This window comes from Arthrobacter sp. LjRoot14, assembly GCF_964253905.1.
Classification (GTDB): Bacteria; Actinomycetota; Actinomycetes; order Actinomycetales; family Micrococcaceae; genus Arthrobacter.
On sequence record NZ_CAXURL020000001.1, the window covers coordinates 560784 to 575800 of the forward strand.

Annotated in this window: 14 protein-coding genes; 9 read left to right on the forward strand and 5 right to left on the reverse strand. The window is 64.4% G+C overall.

All coding sequences use genetic code 11. The features are described 5' to 3' along the window. Nucleotides 1–34 precede the first annotated feature (34 nt). From ACSQ12_RS02685 to ACSQ12_RS02695, 3 genes are all read right to left on the reverse strand, one after another. The gene (locus ACSQ12_RS02685) at nt 35–1231 is read right to left on the reverse strand and encodes an acetyl-CoA acetyltransferase (RefSeq protein ID WP_436064227.1); all 1197 of its coding nucleotides are present in this window, start codon (nt 1229–1231) and stop codon (nt 35–37) included. Further along, complete coding sequence (locus ACSQ12_RS02690) at nt 1228–1944, reverse strand: CoA transferase subunit B (protein WP_436064228.1); 717 nt, start codon at nt 1942–1944, stop codon at nt 1228–1230. The genes ACSQ12_RS02685 and ACSQ12_RS02690 overlap by 4 nt, the downstream gene beginning before the upstream one ends. Before the next feature lie 71 nt (nt 1945–2015). Further along, on the reverse strand, nt 2016–2735 hold the full coding sequence (locus ACSQ12_RS02695; RefSeq protein WP_436064229.1) for a CoA transferase subunit A: 720 nt from the start codon (nt 2733–2735) through the stop codon (nt 2016–2018). A gap of 217 nt (nt 2736–2952) precedes the next feature. Here ACSQ12_RS02695 and ACSQ12_RS02700 point away from each other — a divergent pair, with 217 nt between their 5' ends. Then, nucleotides 2953–3738, forward strand: a complete 786-nt coding sequence (locus ACSQ12_RS02700) for an IclR family transcriptional regulator (RefSeq protein WP_436064230.1) — start codon at nt 2953–2955, stop codon at nt 3736–3738. A 317-nt stretch (nt 3739–4055) separates the two neighbouring features. After that, nucleotides 4056–5012: a plastocyanin/azurin family copper-binding protein gene (locus ACSQ12_RS02705; RefSeq protein ID WP_436064231.1), complete on the forward strand. Its 957-nt coding sequence runs from the start codon at nt 4056–4058 to the stop codon at nt 5010–5012. Nucleotides 5013–5191: 179 nt separating this feature from the next. Here the strand turns inward: ACSQ12_RS02705 and nadE are convergent, their stop codons facing one another. Next, nucleotides 5192–6013, reverse strand: coding sequence for an ammonia-dependent NAD(+) synthetase (gene nadE / locus ACSQ12_RS02710; protein WP_436064232.1), 822 nt, complete (start codon nt 6011–6013; stop codon nt 5192–5194). 64 nt (nt 6014–6077) lie between these two features. Next, entirely contained in the window at nt 6078–7142 is a 1065-nt protein-coding gene (locus ACSQ12_RS02715; RefSeq protein ID WP_209747653.1) for a LacI family DNA-binding transcriptional regulator, read from the reverse strand. Nucleotides 7143–7356: 214 nt separating this feature from the next. Between ACSQ12_RS02715 and ACSQ12_RS02720 the strand changes: the two genes are divergently transcribed. From ACSQ12_RS02720 to uxaC, 7 genes are read left to right on the forward strand one after another with little or no spacing between them, the layout of a single operon-like run. Then, entirely contained in the window at nt 7357–8718 is a 1362-nt protein-coding gene (locus ACSQ12_RS02720) for an ABC transporter substrate-binding protein (protein WP_436064233.1), read from the forward strand. A 6-nt stretch (nt 8719–8724) separates the two neighbouring features. Beyond that, complete coding sequence (locus tag ACSQ12_RS02725) at nt 8725–9738, forward strand: carbohydrate ABC transporter permease (RefSeq protein WP_436064234.1); 1014 nt, start codon at nt 8725–8727, stop codon at nt 9736–9738. Beyond that, nucleotides 9735–10667, forward strand: coding sequence for a carbohydrate ABC transporter permease (locus tag ACSQ12_RS02730; RefSeq protein ID WP_436064235.1), 933 nt, complete (start codon nt 9735–9737; stop codon nt 10665–10667). The genes ACSQ12_RS02725 and ACSQ12_RS02730 overlap by 4 nt, the downstream gene beginning before the upstream one ends. A gap of 2 nt (nt 10668–10669) precedes the next feature. Continuing rightward, nucleotides 10670–11518 (forward strand): sugar phosphate isomerase/epimerase family protein, encoded by an 849-nt coding sequence (locus ACSQ12_RS02735; RefSeq protein WP_436064236.1) that lies wholly within the window; start codon nt 10670–10672, stop codon nt 11516–11518. Then, complete coding sequence (locus tag ACSQ12_RS02740; protein WP_436064237.1) at nt 11515–12681, forward strand: Gfo/Idh/MocA family protein; 1167 nt, start codon at nt 11515–11517, stop codon at nt 12679–12681. The genes ACSQ12_RS02735 and ACSQ12_RS02740 overlap by 4 nt, the downstream gene beginning before the upstream one ends. Nucleotides 12682–12685: 4 nt before the next feature. Further along, nucleotides 12686–13591: a sugar phosphate isomerase/epimerase family protein gene (locus tag ACSQ12_RS02745; RefSeq protein ID WP_436064238.1), complete on the forward strand. Its 906-nt coding sequence runs from the start codon at nt 12686–12688 to the stop codon at nt 13589–13591. Between the two features lie 4 nt (nt 13592–13595). Next, on the forward strand, nt 13596–14999 hold the full coding sequence (uxaC, locus tag ACSQ12_RS02750) for a glucuronate isomerase (RefSeq protein ID WP_209747640.1): 1404 nt from the start codon (nt 13596–13598) through the stop codon (nt 14997–14999). Nucleotides 15000–15017 lie beyond the last annotated feature (18 nt).

Here is a 15017-nt window from a genome sequence, read left to right on the forward strand (position 1 = left end):
GGACAAAAGAAGGTCAGGACGGGCGGCTTCCCGGTTAGACGGCCTCGAGCACACTGACGTAGTTGGCGATGCCCACTCCGCCCATGTTCTGGACGGCTGCGCGGCGCGGACTGGCGAGCTGCATGTCGCCAGCTGTGCCGGTGAGCTGCATCGCGGCGATGACGTGCTGGGATACCCCGGTGGCGCCGACCGGGTGGCCCTTGGCCTTGAGTCCGCCGGAGACGTTGACTGGCAGCCTGCCGTCCTTGAACACCCAGCCTTCCTCGATGGCGCGGGATCCCTGGCCCGGTTCGGTCAGTCCCATGGCCTCGTACATGAGCAGCTCGGCAATGGTGAAGCAGTCGTGCACTTCGGCAAAGTCCAGGTCGTCAAGCCCGACGCCGGCCATCCCCAGCGCCCGCTGCCAGGACATCCGCGTCGCCGCGAAGGCGGTGGGGTCGCGGCGTTCGGTGGGGAAGAAGTCGTTCGCCTGGCCGAAGCCGGCGAGCCGTACCGGGGCGGTGGCCCCGCCGGTGGGCGAGACGGAAAGCACGACGGCGGCGGCGCCGTCGGACACGGGGGAGCAGTCGGTGCGGCGCAGCGGGTCCGCCACCATCGGGTTCTTGTCCGAGACGGTGCGGCAGAACTCCTCGCCGAGGTCCTTGCGGAGCTGGGCGTAGGGGTTGTCCACGCCGTTGCGGTGGTTCTTCGCCGCGATGCTGCCGAGGACATCGGAGAGGTTCCCTGCGCCAGCGCCATAGCGCTTCTCGTAGTGCTTGGCCACCTCGGCGAAGAGCCCGGTGAATCCGGTGCTGGAGGCCTTGCCGGCCATGTCGTAGTCCGCGCCCAGCAGGGCGGCCCCGACGACGTCGGCGCCGGCCTGGGTCATCTTCTCGGCCCCGATCACAAGGACGGTCTTCGCGGTTCCGGCCAGCAGCGACTTGGTGCCCTGCTGGAACGCGGCCGAGCCGGATGCGCAGGCGTTCTCCACACGGGTGGACGGGACGTTGGCCAGCTGCTCGGAGACCTGCAGGGCCAGCGAGGACGGGAAGGCCAGTGGCATCATGCCGGAGTTGAACTGGCCGAGGTAGATTTCGTCGATCTGGCCGGGCTCAATGCCCGCGTTGCCGATCGCCTCCGTGGCCACCTGCACGATCAGGGACTCGAGGGTCTCGTCGGTCAGTTTTCCGAAGCGGCTGTGGCCCCAGCCGGTGAGCAGGACGTCCTTGCCGAACTGGTCTTTGAGGCTCATGCCGTGGCTCCTTCAAGGGTGCTGGCTTCAAGTGTGGGGGTCGAGTCGAGGGAGGGGGCGACGTCGAAGGCGGCTTCGGTCTTCCCGCGAATCTCGTCAACGGTGACGCCGGGGGCGAGGCGGGTCAGCGTGAGCTGCCGGCTGCCGCCGCCTGTTTTGTGTTCATGCTTCACGAGGTCAAAAACCGCGAGGTCGCTGATGATCCGGTCCACGCAGCTCAAACCGGTGAGGGGCAGGGTGCATTCCTTCACGATCTTGGCGGTGCCGTCCTTGGCGTTGTGTTCGGTGAGGACCACGACGCGCGGAGTCCCGGCCACGAGGTCCATGGCGCCGCCCATGCCCTTGACCATCTTGCCGGGGATGGTCCAGTTGGCGAGGTCGCCGCCGCCGGAGACCTGCATGGCGCCGAGGATGGCGACTTTCACGTGCCCGCCGCGGATCATGCCGAAGGACGTGGCGGAATCGAAGATGCTGCCGCCGGGGAGGACCGTGACTGTCTGCTTGCCGGCGTTGATGAGGTCGGCGTCCTCCTCGCCCTCGAAGGGGAAGGGGCCCATGCCGAGAAGGCCGTTCTCGCTCTGCAGGACAACGCGGACGCCGTCGGGCAAGTTGTTGGCCACCAGCGTGGGAATGCCGATCCCGAGGTTCACATAGTCGCCGTCGTGCAGTTCTTCGGCCGCGATGGCAGCCATTTCATCCCTGGTCCAGGCCATGGGGTTCTCCTTGGGTCTTGAAGTCTCTGGGGCTTAAGTGTTCGTTCGCGCTGTGGCGCCGGGCGGGGGCGTCAGGCGGGGACAGGTTCGATGGTGCGGGAGCGCACCGTGCGCTGCTCGATGTCCTTGACCCTGCCGCTGGCCTGCACCAGGCGTTGGACGAAAACGCCGGGGGTGATGATGTGGTTCGGGTCCAGCCGGCCGGGCTCCACAATCACCTCGGCCTCGGCCACCGTGACGGCTCCGGCCGTGGCCACCACCGGGTTGAAGTTCTGGGCGGTGTAGCGGTAGATCAGGTTGCCGTCGGTATCGGCCGTGTGCGCGTGCACCAGCGCGACGTCGGCCTTGATGGCGCGTTCCTGGACGTATGTCTCGCCGTCGAACTCCGCGAGCGGCTTGCCTTCGGCAACAAGGGTCCCGACGCCGGTTTTGGTGTAGAACGCGGGGATGCCGGCGCCGCCGGCGCGGAGGCGTTCGGCGAGGGTGCCCTGCGGGGTGAACTCCACCTCCAGCTTGCCGGCAAGGTACTGCTCGGCGAAAAGTTTGTTCTCGCCCACATAGGAGGCGATGACCTTGCGGACCTGGCCGGCTTCGATCAGGATGCCGAGGCCTTTGCCGTCCACGCCCATGTTGTTGGATACGACGGTGAGGTCTTTGACGCCGGAATCGCGGACGGCCTCGATCAGGTCCGCCGGGATGCCGCTGAGGCCAAAACCTCCGACGGCGAGGGTCATGCCGTCCCGCAACACGTCCTGCAGCGCGGCGGCCGCACCGGATTTCACCTTTGACATTGCATCTCCTCATTGAGCTGGCAGTCCGGCGCGGACAGTGGGCTGCGACGCCGGCAATCCACTTTGTGGACTGTTGTTCTGGAAAAGGAGCGTACGGGGCGCTCAAAGGGGCTGTCAAGGCGGTATTTTGCCGGAATATAGGGCGTATTTACAGTGTGGACGGTAAGCTTGGATGTGTCCATATTGTGGATGATTAACAGCGTTTCGAAGGGAAAAGATGAATTCCGTGCCGGTCCAGGGCGCCCAGGTGGTCAGCAGGGTTGCCGCCCTGCTGCGGATCGTGGGACGGCAGCCCGAAGGCAGTCCGCTCGTTGAACTGGTCCGGGAATCGGGCCTTACCCGGCCTACGGTTCACCGGCTGCTGAGCTCGCTGGCCTCAGAGGGCCTGCTGGATCAGGACCCCCAGAGCGGCAACTGGGTGCTTGGCCCGGAGATCCTGCTGATGGGTTCGGTGGCCTCCGCCCGTTTCCCGCTGGAGGATATCGCCCGGCCCAGCCTCCGCCGGCTGGCCGAGGAGAGCGGGGAGAGCGCCTTCTTCTCCGTCCGCCGCGGATCGGAGACGGTGTGCCTGCTCCGTGAGGAAGGCAGCTTCCCGGTGCGCTCCTTTGTGCTGCACGAAGGCGTCCGGTTCCCGCTGGGGGTAGCGTCCGCCGGAACCGCGATCATGGCGTTCCTTCCCGAGGCGGAGCAGGAGGAGCTTCTGGCGGACTGGCCCAAGCACGCGGGCGGTTTTGCAGCCGCGCACACCGAGGCGCTGGTCCGGGAGAACCTGGCCAGGACCCGGCAGGCCGGCTACTCAGTCAACCCCGGGCTGGTGCTGGAAGGCAGCTGGGGCATGGGTGCAGCGGTTTTCGACCAGCGCGGACGCCCCGCCTGGGCCTTGTCGCTGACCGGGATTGAACCCCGATTCAAGGGGGAGCGGCAGGAGATGCTGGGCCGCCTCCTGCTGGAAGAAGCGCACCGGATCTCCACGCTGCTGACCCGTTCGCCGGCTGGCGCCTGACGTTGCGCTGGAGTATCGACAAATCCCAGGGCCCGGAGCACGATTGGACTGTATCGTCAGCTCCGAGTGCGGTAGCTGCGAACTAGCAGGACCTCTGAAATTCACAGGAACCGCGTCACGCCTCATAACGGGTGGCGCGTCGGATCCTCATCACTTCTTTCCCGCCTTGAGCCTGGGTAGCCGCGGGGGAGGAGGCACGTGGCCGGCGTATGCCGGGCGGGCACCGGGCCGACGTCGTTGACGACAGCCGGAACCGTCAGACCGGTCTCCCGGCCTCAAACGAGAACACAGGGAAACACATAGAAGGAATGAGTCTTATGGCTCTCCAAAAAGAAAGCCGCCGAATGGTGCGCGCGCTCCTGGCGGCGTTGATCTCGCTGCTTATGCCGGTGGCACTTAGCGGCACCGCCGCCGCGGATGGCGGAAAATCACCCAGGACCTGGACTGTCCAGGTCGGTTCCGAGTCATCGGACCAGGCGATCCAGGGGATGTCCTTCCTCCCGGAAAATATCTACATCAATGCCGGCGACAAGATCACCTGGGAAGCGAACGCCGCAGAAATCCATACCGTGACGTTCCTTGCCGAAGGCCAGTCGCTGGAGTCCACGCAGCCGTTCAACCCGGGCAATCCCCAGTACGTTGAAGCGCAGGGCGGCAAGTCCTACGACGGAAAGTCGTACTACAACTCAGGTGTCATGACGAACGTGTCAGACAGCGGCTTCAATGAAGTGGGACGCTACACGCTGAAATTCCCGGACACGGGGGAGTTCACGTACTACTGCCTGGTCCACGGCATGGCCATGAAGGGGACCGTGCACGTGCGGGATGCCGGCACTGACTACCCCTACACCCAGTCGCAGTACGACCGTCAGTCGAACAAACAGGAGCGGAAGATCCTGCGCGACGGCTACGAGCAGTGGGACGCAGCGCGGGCCAAAGCCGATGACCATACCGTCATCGCAGGCACCGACAATGAGACGGCCATGCTGATGCGGTTCGTCCGCTCCCACATCGTGGTCCATGTTGGCGACGAAGTGACCTTCGTAAATGACGGCATGGGAGCCCCGCACACCGTAACCTTCGGCGAGGAACCGGCCGACGAGTTTGCATCCGTGGGCGATCCTGCCGACTTCACCGGCGGTGACCTCAGTTCCGGCCTGATGCTGCCGAAGAGCACCTTCACCGTGAAGTTCAACAAGGCAGGGGAGTTCGATTACATCTGTGCCCTCCACGACTTCATGGGGATGAAGGGCACCGTGGAAGTCCGGGACTGACCGGGACCGGCGGACGCTAATGGATGAATCCGGCGGCCGGGAGTTGGTCCGGCCCGGCCTCCGCGGGGCACTTCGACACGGACACGCCAGCAATTGAGGCCGAAACAGGCCAACCAAGGCTCAAAGTGCCCCGGTCCGGCCTACCGGCCTACAGTCCGACCCGGGCTCCCAGGGTCAGGCTACTTCCACCAGGTGTCGAAGATGGTGACCGGGACGGTGCGCTTGTGGCGGGTGCGGAGGTATTTCTGCTCGATCGATTCGGCGACGGCGTCCGGGACGTCGCGGCCTTCGAGGTAGTCGTCGATCTGGTCGTAGCTCAGGCCCAGTTCTTCCTCGTCCGTGCGGCCGGGCTTGCCGTCAAGGAGATCGGCTGTGGGGACCTTCTCCCAGATCCGCGCCGGGGCGCCGAGTTCCGCGAGGAGTGCCCTGTTCTGGCGTTTGTTCAACCCGAACAGCGGCAGGATGTCCGCGCCGCCGTCGCCGTATTTCGTGAAGAAGCCGGTGACGGATTCGGCGCCGTGGTCCGTGCCGATGACCAGGTAGTTGTGCTCGCCCGCGAGGGCGTACTGTGCGATCATGCGGGTGCGGGCCTTGGTGTTGCCCTTGTGGAAATCGGAGATGCCGTTACCCACGGTCTTCTCGAACTCGTCCTCGAAACCGTCCACCGCGGCGGAGATGTTGAACGTCCACTCGGTCTTGGCTTGGATGAAGTCCAGGGCCGCCTGGGCGTCGTCCTCATCGTGCTGCACGCCGTACGGAAGACGGACCGCCACGAAGTTGGCTTCCGTCCCTTCCGCGGTCAGCTCTTCGACGGCAAGCTGGGCAAGCCGGCCCGCGAGCGAGGAATCAAGGCCTCCGGAGATGCCCAGGACGAAGCCCTTAGTGTGCGTTGCCTTGAGGTATTCCTTCAGGAACGTGACGCGCCTGCGCACCTCCCCGGCGGGGTCGATCCGGGGCTGGACGCCCATTTCTTCAATGATCCTGGCCTGGAGTTCGCGCATGTGATCCAGACTAGCCAGCAGTGTCAACCATGCTCAACTGTGTCCGCCTCAATCCGGCCGGGCACTACCGCGCGCCGGGCTCCGGCGCAGGCCCCGTGGAGCCGCGGACCGTGAGGTGGGTGGGCATCACGGCCAGGCGCCGGGTGGTTCCGCCGTGGAGCGGATTCAACTGTGAAAGGAGCATCGAAACGGCAACGCGGCCAGCCTGCTCGATCGGTGAAGAAATGGTTGTCAGCGGAGGGTTGCAGAAATCAGCGCCGAAAATATCGTCGCATCCCACAATGCTCATGTCTTCGGGCACGCGGATGCCCCTCTCGCGCAATCGCTGCAGCATGCCTATGGCCAGCAGGTCATTGAAGACGATGCATGCCGTGGCCCCGGTGCGCACGGCGGCGTCAGCGGCTGCCGCCCCGGACGTGGTTTTCGGCGTGAAGGGGCCGATCCTGTGCGTTTCGAGTCCTCTTTGGGCGGAGTCCTCCTCGAAGATTTTCCAGCGCCGCAAGTTGGACCACGACGTCGGCGGGCCGCTCACGTAGCAGATCCGGTGATGGCCGAGGGAGACGAGGTGTTCCAGTGCCTGGATCATGGCGGACGGCGTATCGATCACCACGGTGGGCGCGTTCGCTGAGGCGCGATTGATGGTAACCAGCGGCTGCGAACCGGACACCTCGGCAAGCTGCGCGTCCGTCAGGCGCGATGCCGCCAGGATAAATCCGTCCGCTGACCGCCGCATTTTGTGAAGGGCCTCAAGCTCCATCTCGCTGGACTCTTCAGTGTCTACCAGGAGCTGGGTGAGACCGGCGGCCTTGAGCTGGTGCTGCGTCCCCCGGATGATGTCGAAATAGAAGGGGTTGGTGATGTCCGGCACCAGGACCGCTACGGTGTCGGTGCGACCCGAACTGAGTCCCCTCGCCTGCGAGCTGGGCACGTAGTTGAGCCGGGCCGCGGCCTCTTCGATCCGTTCCCGGGTGTGCCGGTTTACGCGGTCCGGCTTGGACAATGCGCGCGAAACCGTGGAGGTGGCCACTCCGGCCAGCTCGGCTACGTCCTTGATTGTTGGCATTCTTTCGGCGGGGGGCCTGCGGTCCGCCGACCCGTTCTCCCCTGCATCCACCACCGCAGAGCTCATGGATAAGTCCTTTCATGGGGCCGACGCATCGCCCCGGGCAGTGTGCGCGGCGGGCTTGGGTGCAGTGCCTATGGCTATCATCTCAACACTTTTGGCAACTTTTGGCAATCGCTTGCCGCAATGTTGCCCCGTCTCTAGACTGGGTTCCGAATCGCCTGCAGTGATGTGCGCCACATGACGTTGTGGCCATGTGGGTGTCCTAGAGGAGAAAACAATGAGGTTTAGATCGTCTTCCGGGCTTGCGGCAATCGTTACGGCTGCGGCCTTGGCAATGACCGGCTGCGGCGCGGGCTCAGGCACTACTGGCAGTTCAACAAACGCCGACGGAAAGGTGGATGGCACGGGTAAGACCCTCAATGTCCTGGTCGGCGTCCTGAGCCAGTACCCGGAGCAGCAGAAGAAGTGGCAAAGCGATATCGCGGCCAAGTTCAAAGCAGAGACCGGGGCCGACGTGAAGTTTGAAACCTTCGCCTCGGCCAACGACGAGCTGACGCGCATCCAGACCTCCGTGGTTTCAGGGCAGGGCCCGGACGTCTACGGGCTCGGCACCACGTTCACGCCGACCGCCTTCGCCACCAAAGCCTTTGTGACCTTGTCCGACGACGACTGGAAGAAGGTCGGCGGCAAGGACCGCTTCAACCCCGCAGCCCTGGGCATCTCCGGCCCGGACGAGGGGCACCAGGCCGGCATCCCCTTCGTCAGCCGCCCCTTCGTGATGGCTTACAACAAGGAGCTGTTGGCGGCTGCAGGCATTGAGAAGCCTGCCACCAGCTGGGACGAGCTTGCTGAACAGGCGAAGAAAATGACCAAGGGCGGCACGTTCGGCATCGCCACCGGTTACAAGGACTCCTATGACCCGTGGAAGTTCATCTGGGCCATGTCAGTTCAGGCCGGCAATCCGCTGGTGGACGGCAATAACCTCAAGATGGATGATCCCACCGTCAAGAAGGCTTACGAGACTTACTTCGGCTGGCTGACCGACGACAAAGTCGTGGACCCTGCCTCCGTCGGGTGGAGCAACAGCAACGCCGTTGCTGCCTTTGCCAGCGGAAAAGCCGGATATCTGATGATGACGACGTCGAGCTCCATCCCGACGCTGGACAAGTCGGCCGTGGCAGGGAAGTACGAATACGCACTGATGCCCACCACCGCTCCGGGTGAATCCAGCCCCAAGAGTGACGGCGGGGAAGCCGCAAGCATCCTCTCCGGGGATAACCTCGTGGTGGCTGACTACTCGAAGGAGAAGGATCTCGCCTTCGCCTACATCAAGCTGATCACCTCGAAAGAGGAGCAGCTGAACTATCAAAAGACCTTCGGCGACCTGCCGGCAAACGCCGAGGCGTTGGCCAGCCTCACTGATCCCAAGCTGAAGCCAATCGCCGATGCCGCCGCAAAGTCCAAGGCCACCCCGTTTACAGGTGCCTGGGGCGACATCCAGCTCGGCCTGCTCAACGTCACTGTTCAGTCGATTCCGGATCTTTCCAGCGGCAGGCTCGACGACTCAGCCCTCGAGGCTCGGATCAAGGACGCCCAGACCAAGGGCCAGGCGTCCCTTGACCGGGCTGCCAAGGGATAAGTTCTGATGTCTACAGACGCTTCCAATGAAGTCCGGGTTGCGGCGGACTCCGCCGCAACCCGGGCCTCCCGGACCGCCTCTTCCGTGGCTGGTCCGCCGCCTGCCGGCGAGAGCAAGGGCCGCCGCAAGGGCCTGAGTGAACGCAACCGCCCGCTGTGGATGCTCATCCCGGGCGGGGCACTGATGTTCATCATCATCGTGGTGCCGCTTGTGCTGGGCATCTACATGTCCACCCTCAACCTGGACCAGTACACGCTGCGCCGCTGGATCAGTTCACCGTTCATCGGCGTGGAGAACTTCGTCGAAGCGCTCACTTCGTCGCCGCTCCTCCACGCGACCTGGCTGAGCGTCAGCTATTCCCTGCTGGCCATGGTGGTCACACTTCCGCTCGGAATCGCGGCTGCCGTGGCAACCCAGAATGCTTTCAGGGGACGCGCCGTGGTCCGGTCCATCTTCCTGATCCCGTACGTGCTCCCGTCCTTTGTGGTCGCGACGATCTGGCGCACCATGTTCCAGCCGGACGGCATCGTGGACAAGGCCCTGGGAACCGTGGGCATCGAAACAGGGCTGTGGCTCAACGGGCCCCAGACCTTCTGGACGCTGGTTCTGGTCCAGATCTGGGCCTCCTGGCCGTTTATCTACTTGCTTGCGCTGTCCGGACTGCAGTCCGTGGACCACGAGGTCCATGAGGCATCAGCACTGGACGGAGCCCTGTGGTGGAACAAGCTTCGATTCGTCATCTTCCCGTACCTTAAGGGACCGCTTGCCCTCGCCTTCCTGATCGGCATGCTGCACCACATCAACAACTTCACTCTTCCCTTCGTGCTGTTCGGAGTCCCGGCTCCAGCGGACGTCGAAGTGCTCCCCATCCTTACCTACGTCACCAGCTTCCAAAGCTTCCGCTTCGGCCTGAGCGCCGCCATGGCTTTCGTCTCCCTGGTGCTGATCGCCATTCCGCTGTTTGTTTATCTTCGCGCCGTCAAGCTCGACGACGCCGAGTCACCTGGAGCCAAGAAATGAGCACCTCCACCGCCGGCAGGGTCCGTAAAGCCGGTAACACCAGTGCCGCCGTTCTCCGGCCCGGGTCGTCCCGGCAGCATGAAGTGACACGCTTGCTGCCCCGTCCGCTCCTCGCATTTATTCTGGTGTTCCTTGGTGCCCTTGTCCTGATCCCTGTGCTGTACATCTTCCTTGCCTCGGTGAACTCGGACATCGGTGTAGCCAACGGTGAGTTCTGGCCCTCAAGCTTCACCCTTGAGAACTACTCGAAGATCTGGACCAGCGTGGGCCTGGCGACGGGACTGGCGAACAGTGTCCTCGTGGCCGGCGCAACGGCGGTTGTCTCGGCCGCCATGTCCGTGTCAACGGCATTCGTCCTGGTGCGCTACACCTTCCGGGGCCGTCTCACGATCCTCCGCGGGCTCCTTGCCCTGCAGTCGGTGCCCGGAACCCTGATGGTGCTCCCCGTGTTTGTGCTGTTCTCCTCGGCTGCAACGTACCTCGGCATCCAAGTGATCGGAACGCAGTGGGGGTTGTTCGTCACGTACCTGACGTTCGCCATGCCGTTCTCCACCTGGGTCATGGTCACCTACCTTCGCGGGCTTCCCCGCGAACTCGAGGAAGCGGCCCGGATCGACGGCGCCAGCAACCTCGGCGTCCTGTTCAGGATCATCCTGCCCCTGAGCTGGCCAGGCATCGTAGTTTCGGGCATCTTCGCGTTCCTGCTGGGGTGGAACGACGTCCTGTTTGCATCCGTGATGACCCGGCCGGAAAGCCAGACGGCCGCCGTTGCCTTGCAGATTTTCGGGGCCTCCCAAGAAGGAGGCGCTATCCCGTACTACGGCCAGATGATGGCCGCCGCACTTGTCTGCGCGGCACCCGTGGTCATTCTGTACCTGATTTTCCAGCGTTATCTAGTTGGCGGCCTGACCGCCGGAGGAGTTAAGTAACCATGGTTTCAACCACTCAGGCCTCGTGGCCCCTGTCGGGTTTCGGGGATGAGATCGACGACGACCCCGCCGTCCAGATCGCCGTGCTGCAGGCGCTGGGCGCCAACCACATCGAAGTGCGCAGCGCTTGGGGCACGAACATCGTGGACCTGTCCGATGACCAGCTCCGTTCACTTGCCGACCTGCTGACGGCAAAGGGAATGAAGGTGTCGGCGATTGCCTCGCCGATCGGCAAGGTCGATGTCAGCCTTCCGGTGGAGCACGAAGTGGAGCGCCTGCGCCGGGCTGCCAACGCAGCCAAGGTCCTGGACGCGAAGTACATCCGCATCTTCTCCTTCTACTACGGCGAATCCGTGCCGGTGGACAGCATCCGCGATGCCGTCCTGGAGCGGATGCGTGCGCTGGCCGACGTGGCCGAGAAAGAAGGGGTGATCCTCCTGCATGAGAACGAGAAGGACATCTTCGGGGATGTTCCGGACCGTGTGCTCGACATCATCGAATCCGTGAACTCGCCGGCGTTGAAGGTGGCCTGGGATGCGGCCAACTTCGTGCAGGTAGGTGTGAAGCCCTTTGACGAGGCTTACGAGAAGTTGCGCCCGCATCTGGAGTACCTGCAGGTCAAGGACGCACTCTTTTCAAACGGGCATGTTGTTCCCGCAGGCGAGGGTGATGGCGACGTGCTGCGCACCGTGGAGGCTCTTAAAGCTGACGGGTTCAACGGCTTCGCTTCCCTTGAACCGCATCTTGCCGGCGCTCACGGCCTCGGCGGATTTTCCGGCCCCACGGCGTTCGGCATTGCCGCCCGGGCGTTTGCCAAAGTCACAGCAGAAGCAGGAGTCCAGACGGTATGAGTCAGACATTGAAGGTGGCCATCACCGGGTGCGGCGTCATCGGCCGCACCCACGCGGTTGCCCTGCAGGAATTCCCCGGAACCAGCATCGTGGCGCTGGTTGACGCCATCCCCGATGCGGCCGAGTCGCTGGCGGACTTCATCGAGTCGAGCGGAAGGCCAAGGCCCTCCGTGCACACCTCCCTGGAGGGCGCCTTCGCAGCGGCCGACATTGACCTGGTGGCCCTTGCAACTCCCAGCGGACTGCACATCCAGCAGGGCCTCGAAGTCCTTGCGGCCGGCAAGCATGTGGTCATCGAAAAGCCGCTGGACGTCGATCTGAGCCGCGCCCAGGAGATCGAGGCGGCGGCCACCGAAGCAGCGCGGCAGGGCGTCGTTGCTTCGGTGATCAGCCAGCACCGCTTTGACCAGGCCAGCGTGGCCGTTGCGGACGCAGTCGCAAAGGGCCGTTTTGGCCGGCTGACCTCGGCCATCGCTTCCGTTGCGTGGTGGCGCGGGCAGGGCTACTACGATTCCGGCGACTGGCGCGGTACGTGGTCCATGGACGGCGGGGGAGCCCTGATGAACCAAGGCGTCCACACGGTTGACCTGCTGCTGTGGTTCATGGGCCGGCCGGTGGAAATCCATGCGCACACAGCCCGCCTGGCACATGAACGCATCGAGGTGGAGGACACGGCCGTTGCCACCGTGACCTTCGAAAATGGCGGCCTGGCAGTACTGCATGCCACAACAGCCGCTTACCCGGGCCTGACGGTCCGAGTGCAGCTGATGGGCTCGGAAGGCTCCGCGGTGGTGGACAATGACCAGTTGCAGTATTTCCACGCCAGGGACGCCGGCGGCGCTTCGGCCGACATGGGGCTGCAGGGCGGCGGGAACCAGGCCCGGGAGGAACTGTCCAAGTACCCGGCGGAGGACTATGAGGCCAAGGATCCCACGGTGTATCCGGCCGGGCATGTCCGTCAGTACCGCGACATCCTGGGAGCCATCGCCGAGGGCCGCCAGCCTGGCGTGACCGTGAGCGATGCAGTCAATGCCCTGGCCACCGTGCGCGCCGTCTATGTGTCGGCCACCCTGAACCAGGCGGTCCTCTTCGAAGACGTCCTGGCGGGCAAGTACAACGACCTTGAAGTCCGTGCAGGATCCACTTCGACAGAAAGCGCCTGACGCGATGAAATTCTCAGTATTCACTGCCTCCACGCCTGACTGGACTCCGGAGGAAGCCGTCACCAACCTGGCCGCGCAGGGTTGGGACGGGATCGAATGGCGGATCACGGACCAGGCAGAGGCGCCCGAGCCCGGTTTCTGGGCCGGCAACAAAGCCACCATCCCCATGACCGGCCTTGAAGGCAACCTGGAGCGGATCGCCTCCATCACCCGCGATGCCGGCCTGGAGTTCTCCGGTATCGGTGGCTACGCGCGGTGTGACAACCACGACGACGTCGAACGCATGCTGGCGGCCACCGCCGCGTTGGGTGCGGGCCAGGTTCGTGTGACAACCCTGCCGCTGGGGTCTGCCGGTTGGGGGAACGAAGAGCCGAGCGGCATCCCCTATCCTGTCCTGTTTGACGCGGCCCGCCGGGATTTCGAATGGGTAGCGCAACGTGCTGCCCACCACGGGGTGAAGGCGCTGGTTGAACTGCACCACCGCACCATTACGGCGTCAGCTTCATCGGCCCGGCGTCTGCTGGAAGGCCTGGATCCCCGGCACGTGGGAGTAATCCACGACCTGGGCAACCTGCTGATCGAGGGGCAGGAAGACTACCTGCCGGCTTTCGAACTGCTGGGGGAGTACCTTGCGCATATCCACGTCAAGAACGCCGTCTGGGTCCGCCGGGATGAGAGGGATGCCTCCGGTGCCGCAGTGTTCCAGAACGAATGGGCACCGCTGCAGTCCGGACAGGGCAGCGTCCTTGAATACTTCAAGGCGTTGGCAGCCCATGGCTACGACGGCTGGGTCACGGTGGAAGACTTCTCCACGGAGCTTCCCCTGGCCGAACGTACTGCCGGGAACCTTGACTATCTGCGGCGCACGGCGGCTCTCGCCGGGCTTACCGCAGGGGCAGGGGCACGCTGAGACCATGGTGCACTCTATGGCAGCCCACCCGGACCGGCTCCTTCCTGCGGAGCCCGGCGTCCGGGACATAGCCCGCTCGCTGTACAACCTGGTGGAGGGTCTTCCGATCATCTCCCCGCACGGACACGTAGACGCTGCGGTGATTGAACAGAACCTGCCCTTCCCCGATCCCGCGGCCCTGCTGGTCACACCGGACCACTACGTGACCAGGTTGATCCACGCAGGGGGTGTCCCGATGGACCAGCTGGGCCTCGGCGAATCCGCCGCGGGCTCGCGCCAGGTCTGGCGCAACTTCTGTGCCGCGTGGCCTGACTTTGAGGGCACGGCCTCCGGCTATTGGATCCGGCAGGAATTCGAGCACGTCTTCGGCCTGCACGACGAACCGACCGCGGAGAACGCCGACAGGATCTTCGACGCTATTTCGGCCAAACTTTCCGAACCGGGATTCCGGCCACGGCAGCTGTTCAAAGAGTTCAACATTGAGGTGCTGGCCACCACGGACGATCCGCTGGACTCCCTGGACAGCCATGCAGCTCTGGCCGCGGACCCCGCCTTCGCCGGCCGCGTCCTGCCAACCTTCCGTCCGGACCCTTACGTGAACATCGCCCATCCGGAATGGCAGGACAACGTGGAACGCCTCATCGGCGTCGGCGGTTCGGGTGCGTCCGGATATGCGGGCTACATCAGTGCACTGGAATCAAGACGGCGCCACTTCGTGGAAAACGGTGCGGTGTCCGCTGACCACGGCGTCCGCACGCCCGCAACCCTGAAGCTGGACGCCGCCGACGCGGAGCGGCTGTTTGAGCGCGCCCGGGCGGGCAAAGCCAGCCCGGAGGACCGCGAGGCATTCGAGGCCCACATGATGTACCAGATGGCCAGGATGTCCGTGGAAGACGGACTGGTCATGACAATCCACCCCGGCTCGTACCGCAACCATCACGGCCCCACCTTCGAGGCCTTTGGCGCGGATACGGGTCACGACATTCCGTTCGCCGTGAACTACACCGAGGCTATCCGGCCCCTGCTACAGGACTTCGGCACCGCCAAGGACTTCCACCTTGTGCTATTCACCTTGGACGAGACCGTGTTCTCGCGGGAACTGGCGCCTTTGGCGGGTTTCTATCCGTCCGTGTACATAGGCGCTCCGTGGTGGTTCCTGGACGCGCCGGATGCGATGCTGCGCTTCCGGGCGGCGGTGACGGAAACGGCCGGCTTCTCCCGGTCCTCCGGGTTCATCGACGATACCCGCGCGTTCTGCTCCATCCCGGCCCGCCACGACACCTCGCGCAGGATCGAGTCCTCATTTTTGGCGCGGCTTGTGGCCGAGCACCGGATCAGCGAAGAACGCGCCCGCGAGCTGATCGTGGACATCGTGGATGCCTCTCCGCGCAGGGTGTTCAAGCTGTGAGCGCCAACAAAGTGCCGG

What these genes read in the sequence shown, in the direction of transcription:
- ACSQ12_RS02745 (WP_436064238.1), top strand. Translation starts at nt 12,686, where the DNA reads ATGAAATTCTCAGTATTCACTGCCTCCACGCCTGACTGGACTCCGGAG.
- ACSQ12_RS02725 (WP_436064234.1), top strand. Translation starts at nt 8,725, where the DNA reads ATGTCTACAGACGCTTCCAATGAAGTCCGGGTTGCGGCGGACTCCGCC.
- ACSQ12_RS02720 (WP_436064233.1), top strand. Translation starts at nt 7,357, where the DNA reads ATGAGGTTTAGATCGTCTTCCGGGCTTGCGGCAATCGTTACGGCTGCG.
- ACSQ12_RS02695 (WP_436064229.1), bottom strand. Translation starts at nt 2,735, where the DNA reads ATGTCAAAGGTGAAATCCGGTGCGGCCGCCGCGCTGCAGGACGTGTTG.
- ACSQ12_RS02685 (WP_436064227.1), bottom strand. Translation starts at nt 1,231, where the DNA reads ATGAGCCTCAAAGACCAGTTCGGCAAGGACGTCCTGCTCACCGGCTGG.
- uxaC (WP_209747640.1), top strand. Translation starts at nt 13,596, where the DNA reads ATGGTGCACTCTATGGCAGCCCACCCGGACCGGCTCCTTCCTGCGGAG.
- ACSQ12_RS02715 (WP_209747653.1), bottom strand. Translation starts at nt 7,142, where the DNA reads ATGAGCTCTGCGGTGGTGGATGCAGGGGAGAACGGGTCGGCGGACCGC.
- ACSQ12_RS02690 (WP_436064228.1), bottom strand. Translation starts at nt 1,944, where the DNA reads ATGGCCTGGACCAGGGATGAAATGGCTGCCATCGCGGCCGAAGAACTG.
- nadE (WP_436064232.1), bottom strand. Translation starts at nt 6,013, where the DNA reads ATGCGCGAACTCCAGGCCAGGATCATTGAAGAAATGGGCGTCCAGCCC.
- ACSQ12_RS02735 (WP_436064236.1), top strand. Translation starts at nt 10,670, where the DNA reads ATGGTTTCAACCACTCAGGCCTCGTGGCCCCTGTCGGGTTTCGGGGAT.
- ACSQ12_RS02705 (WP_436064231.1), top strand. Translation starts at nt 4,056, where the DNA reads ATGGCTCTCCAAAAAGAAAGCCGCCGAATGGTGCGCGCGCTCCTGGCG.
- ACSQ12_RS02700 (WP_436064230.1), top strand. Translation starts at nt 2,953, where the DNA reads ATGAATTCCGTGCCGGTCCAGGGCGCCCAGGTGGTCAGCAGGGTTGCC.
- ACSQ12_RS02740 (WP_436064237.1), top strand. Translation starts at nt 11,515, where the DNA reads ATGAGTCAGACATTGAAGGTGGCCATCACCGGGTGCGGCGTCATCGGC.
- ACSQ12_RS02730 (WP_436064235.1), top strand. Translation starts at nt 9,735, where the DNA reads ATGAGCACCTCCACCGCCGGCAGGGTCCGTAAAGCCGGTAACACCAGT.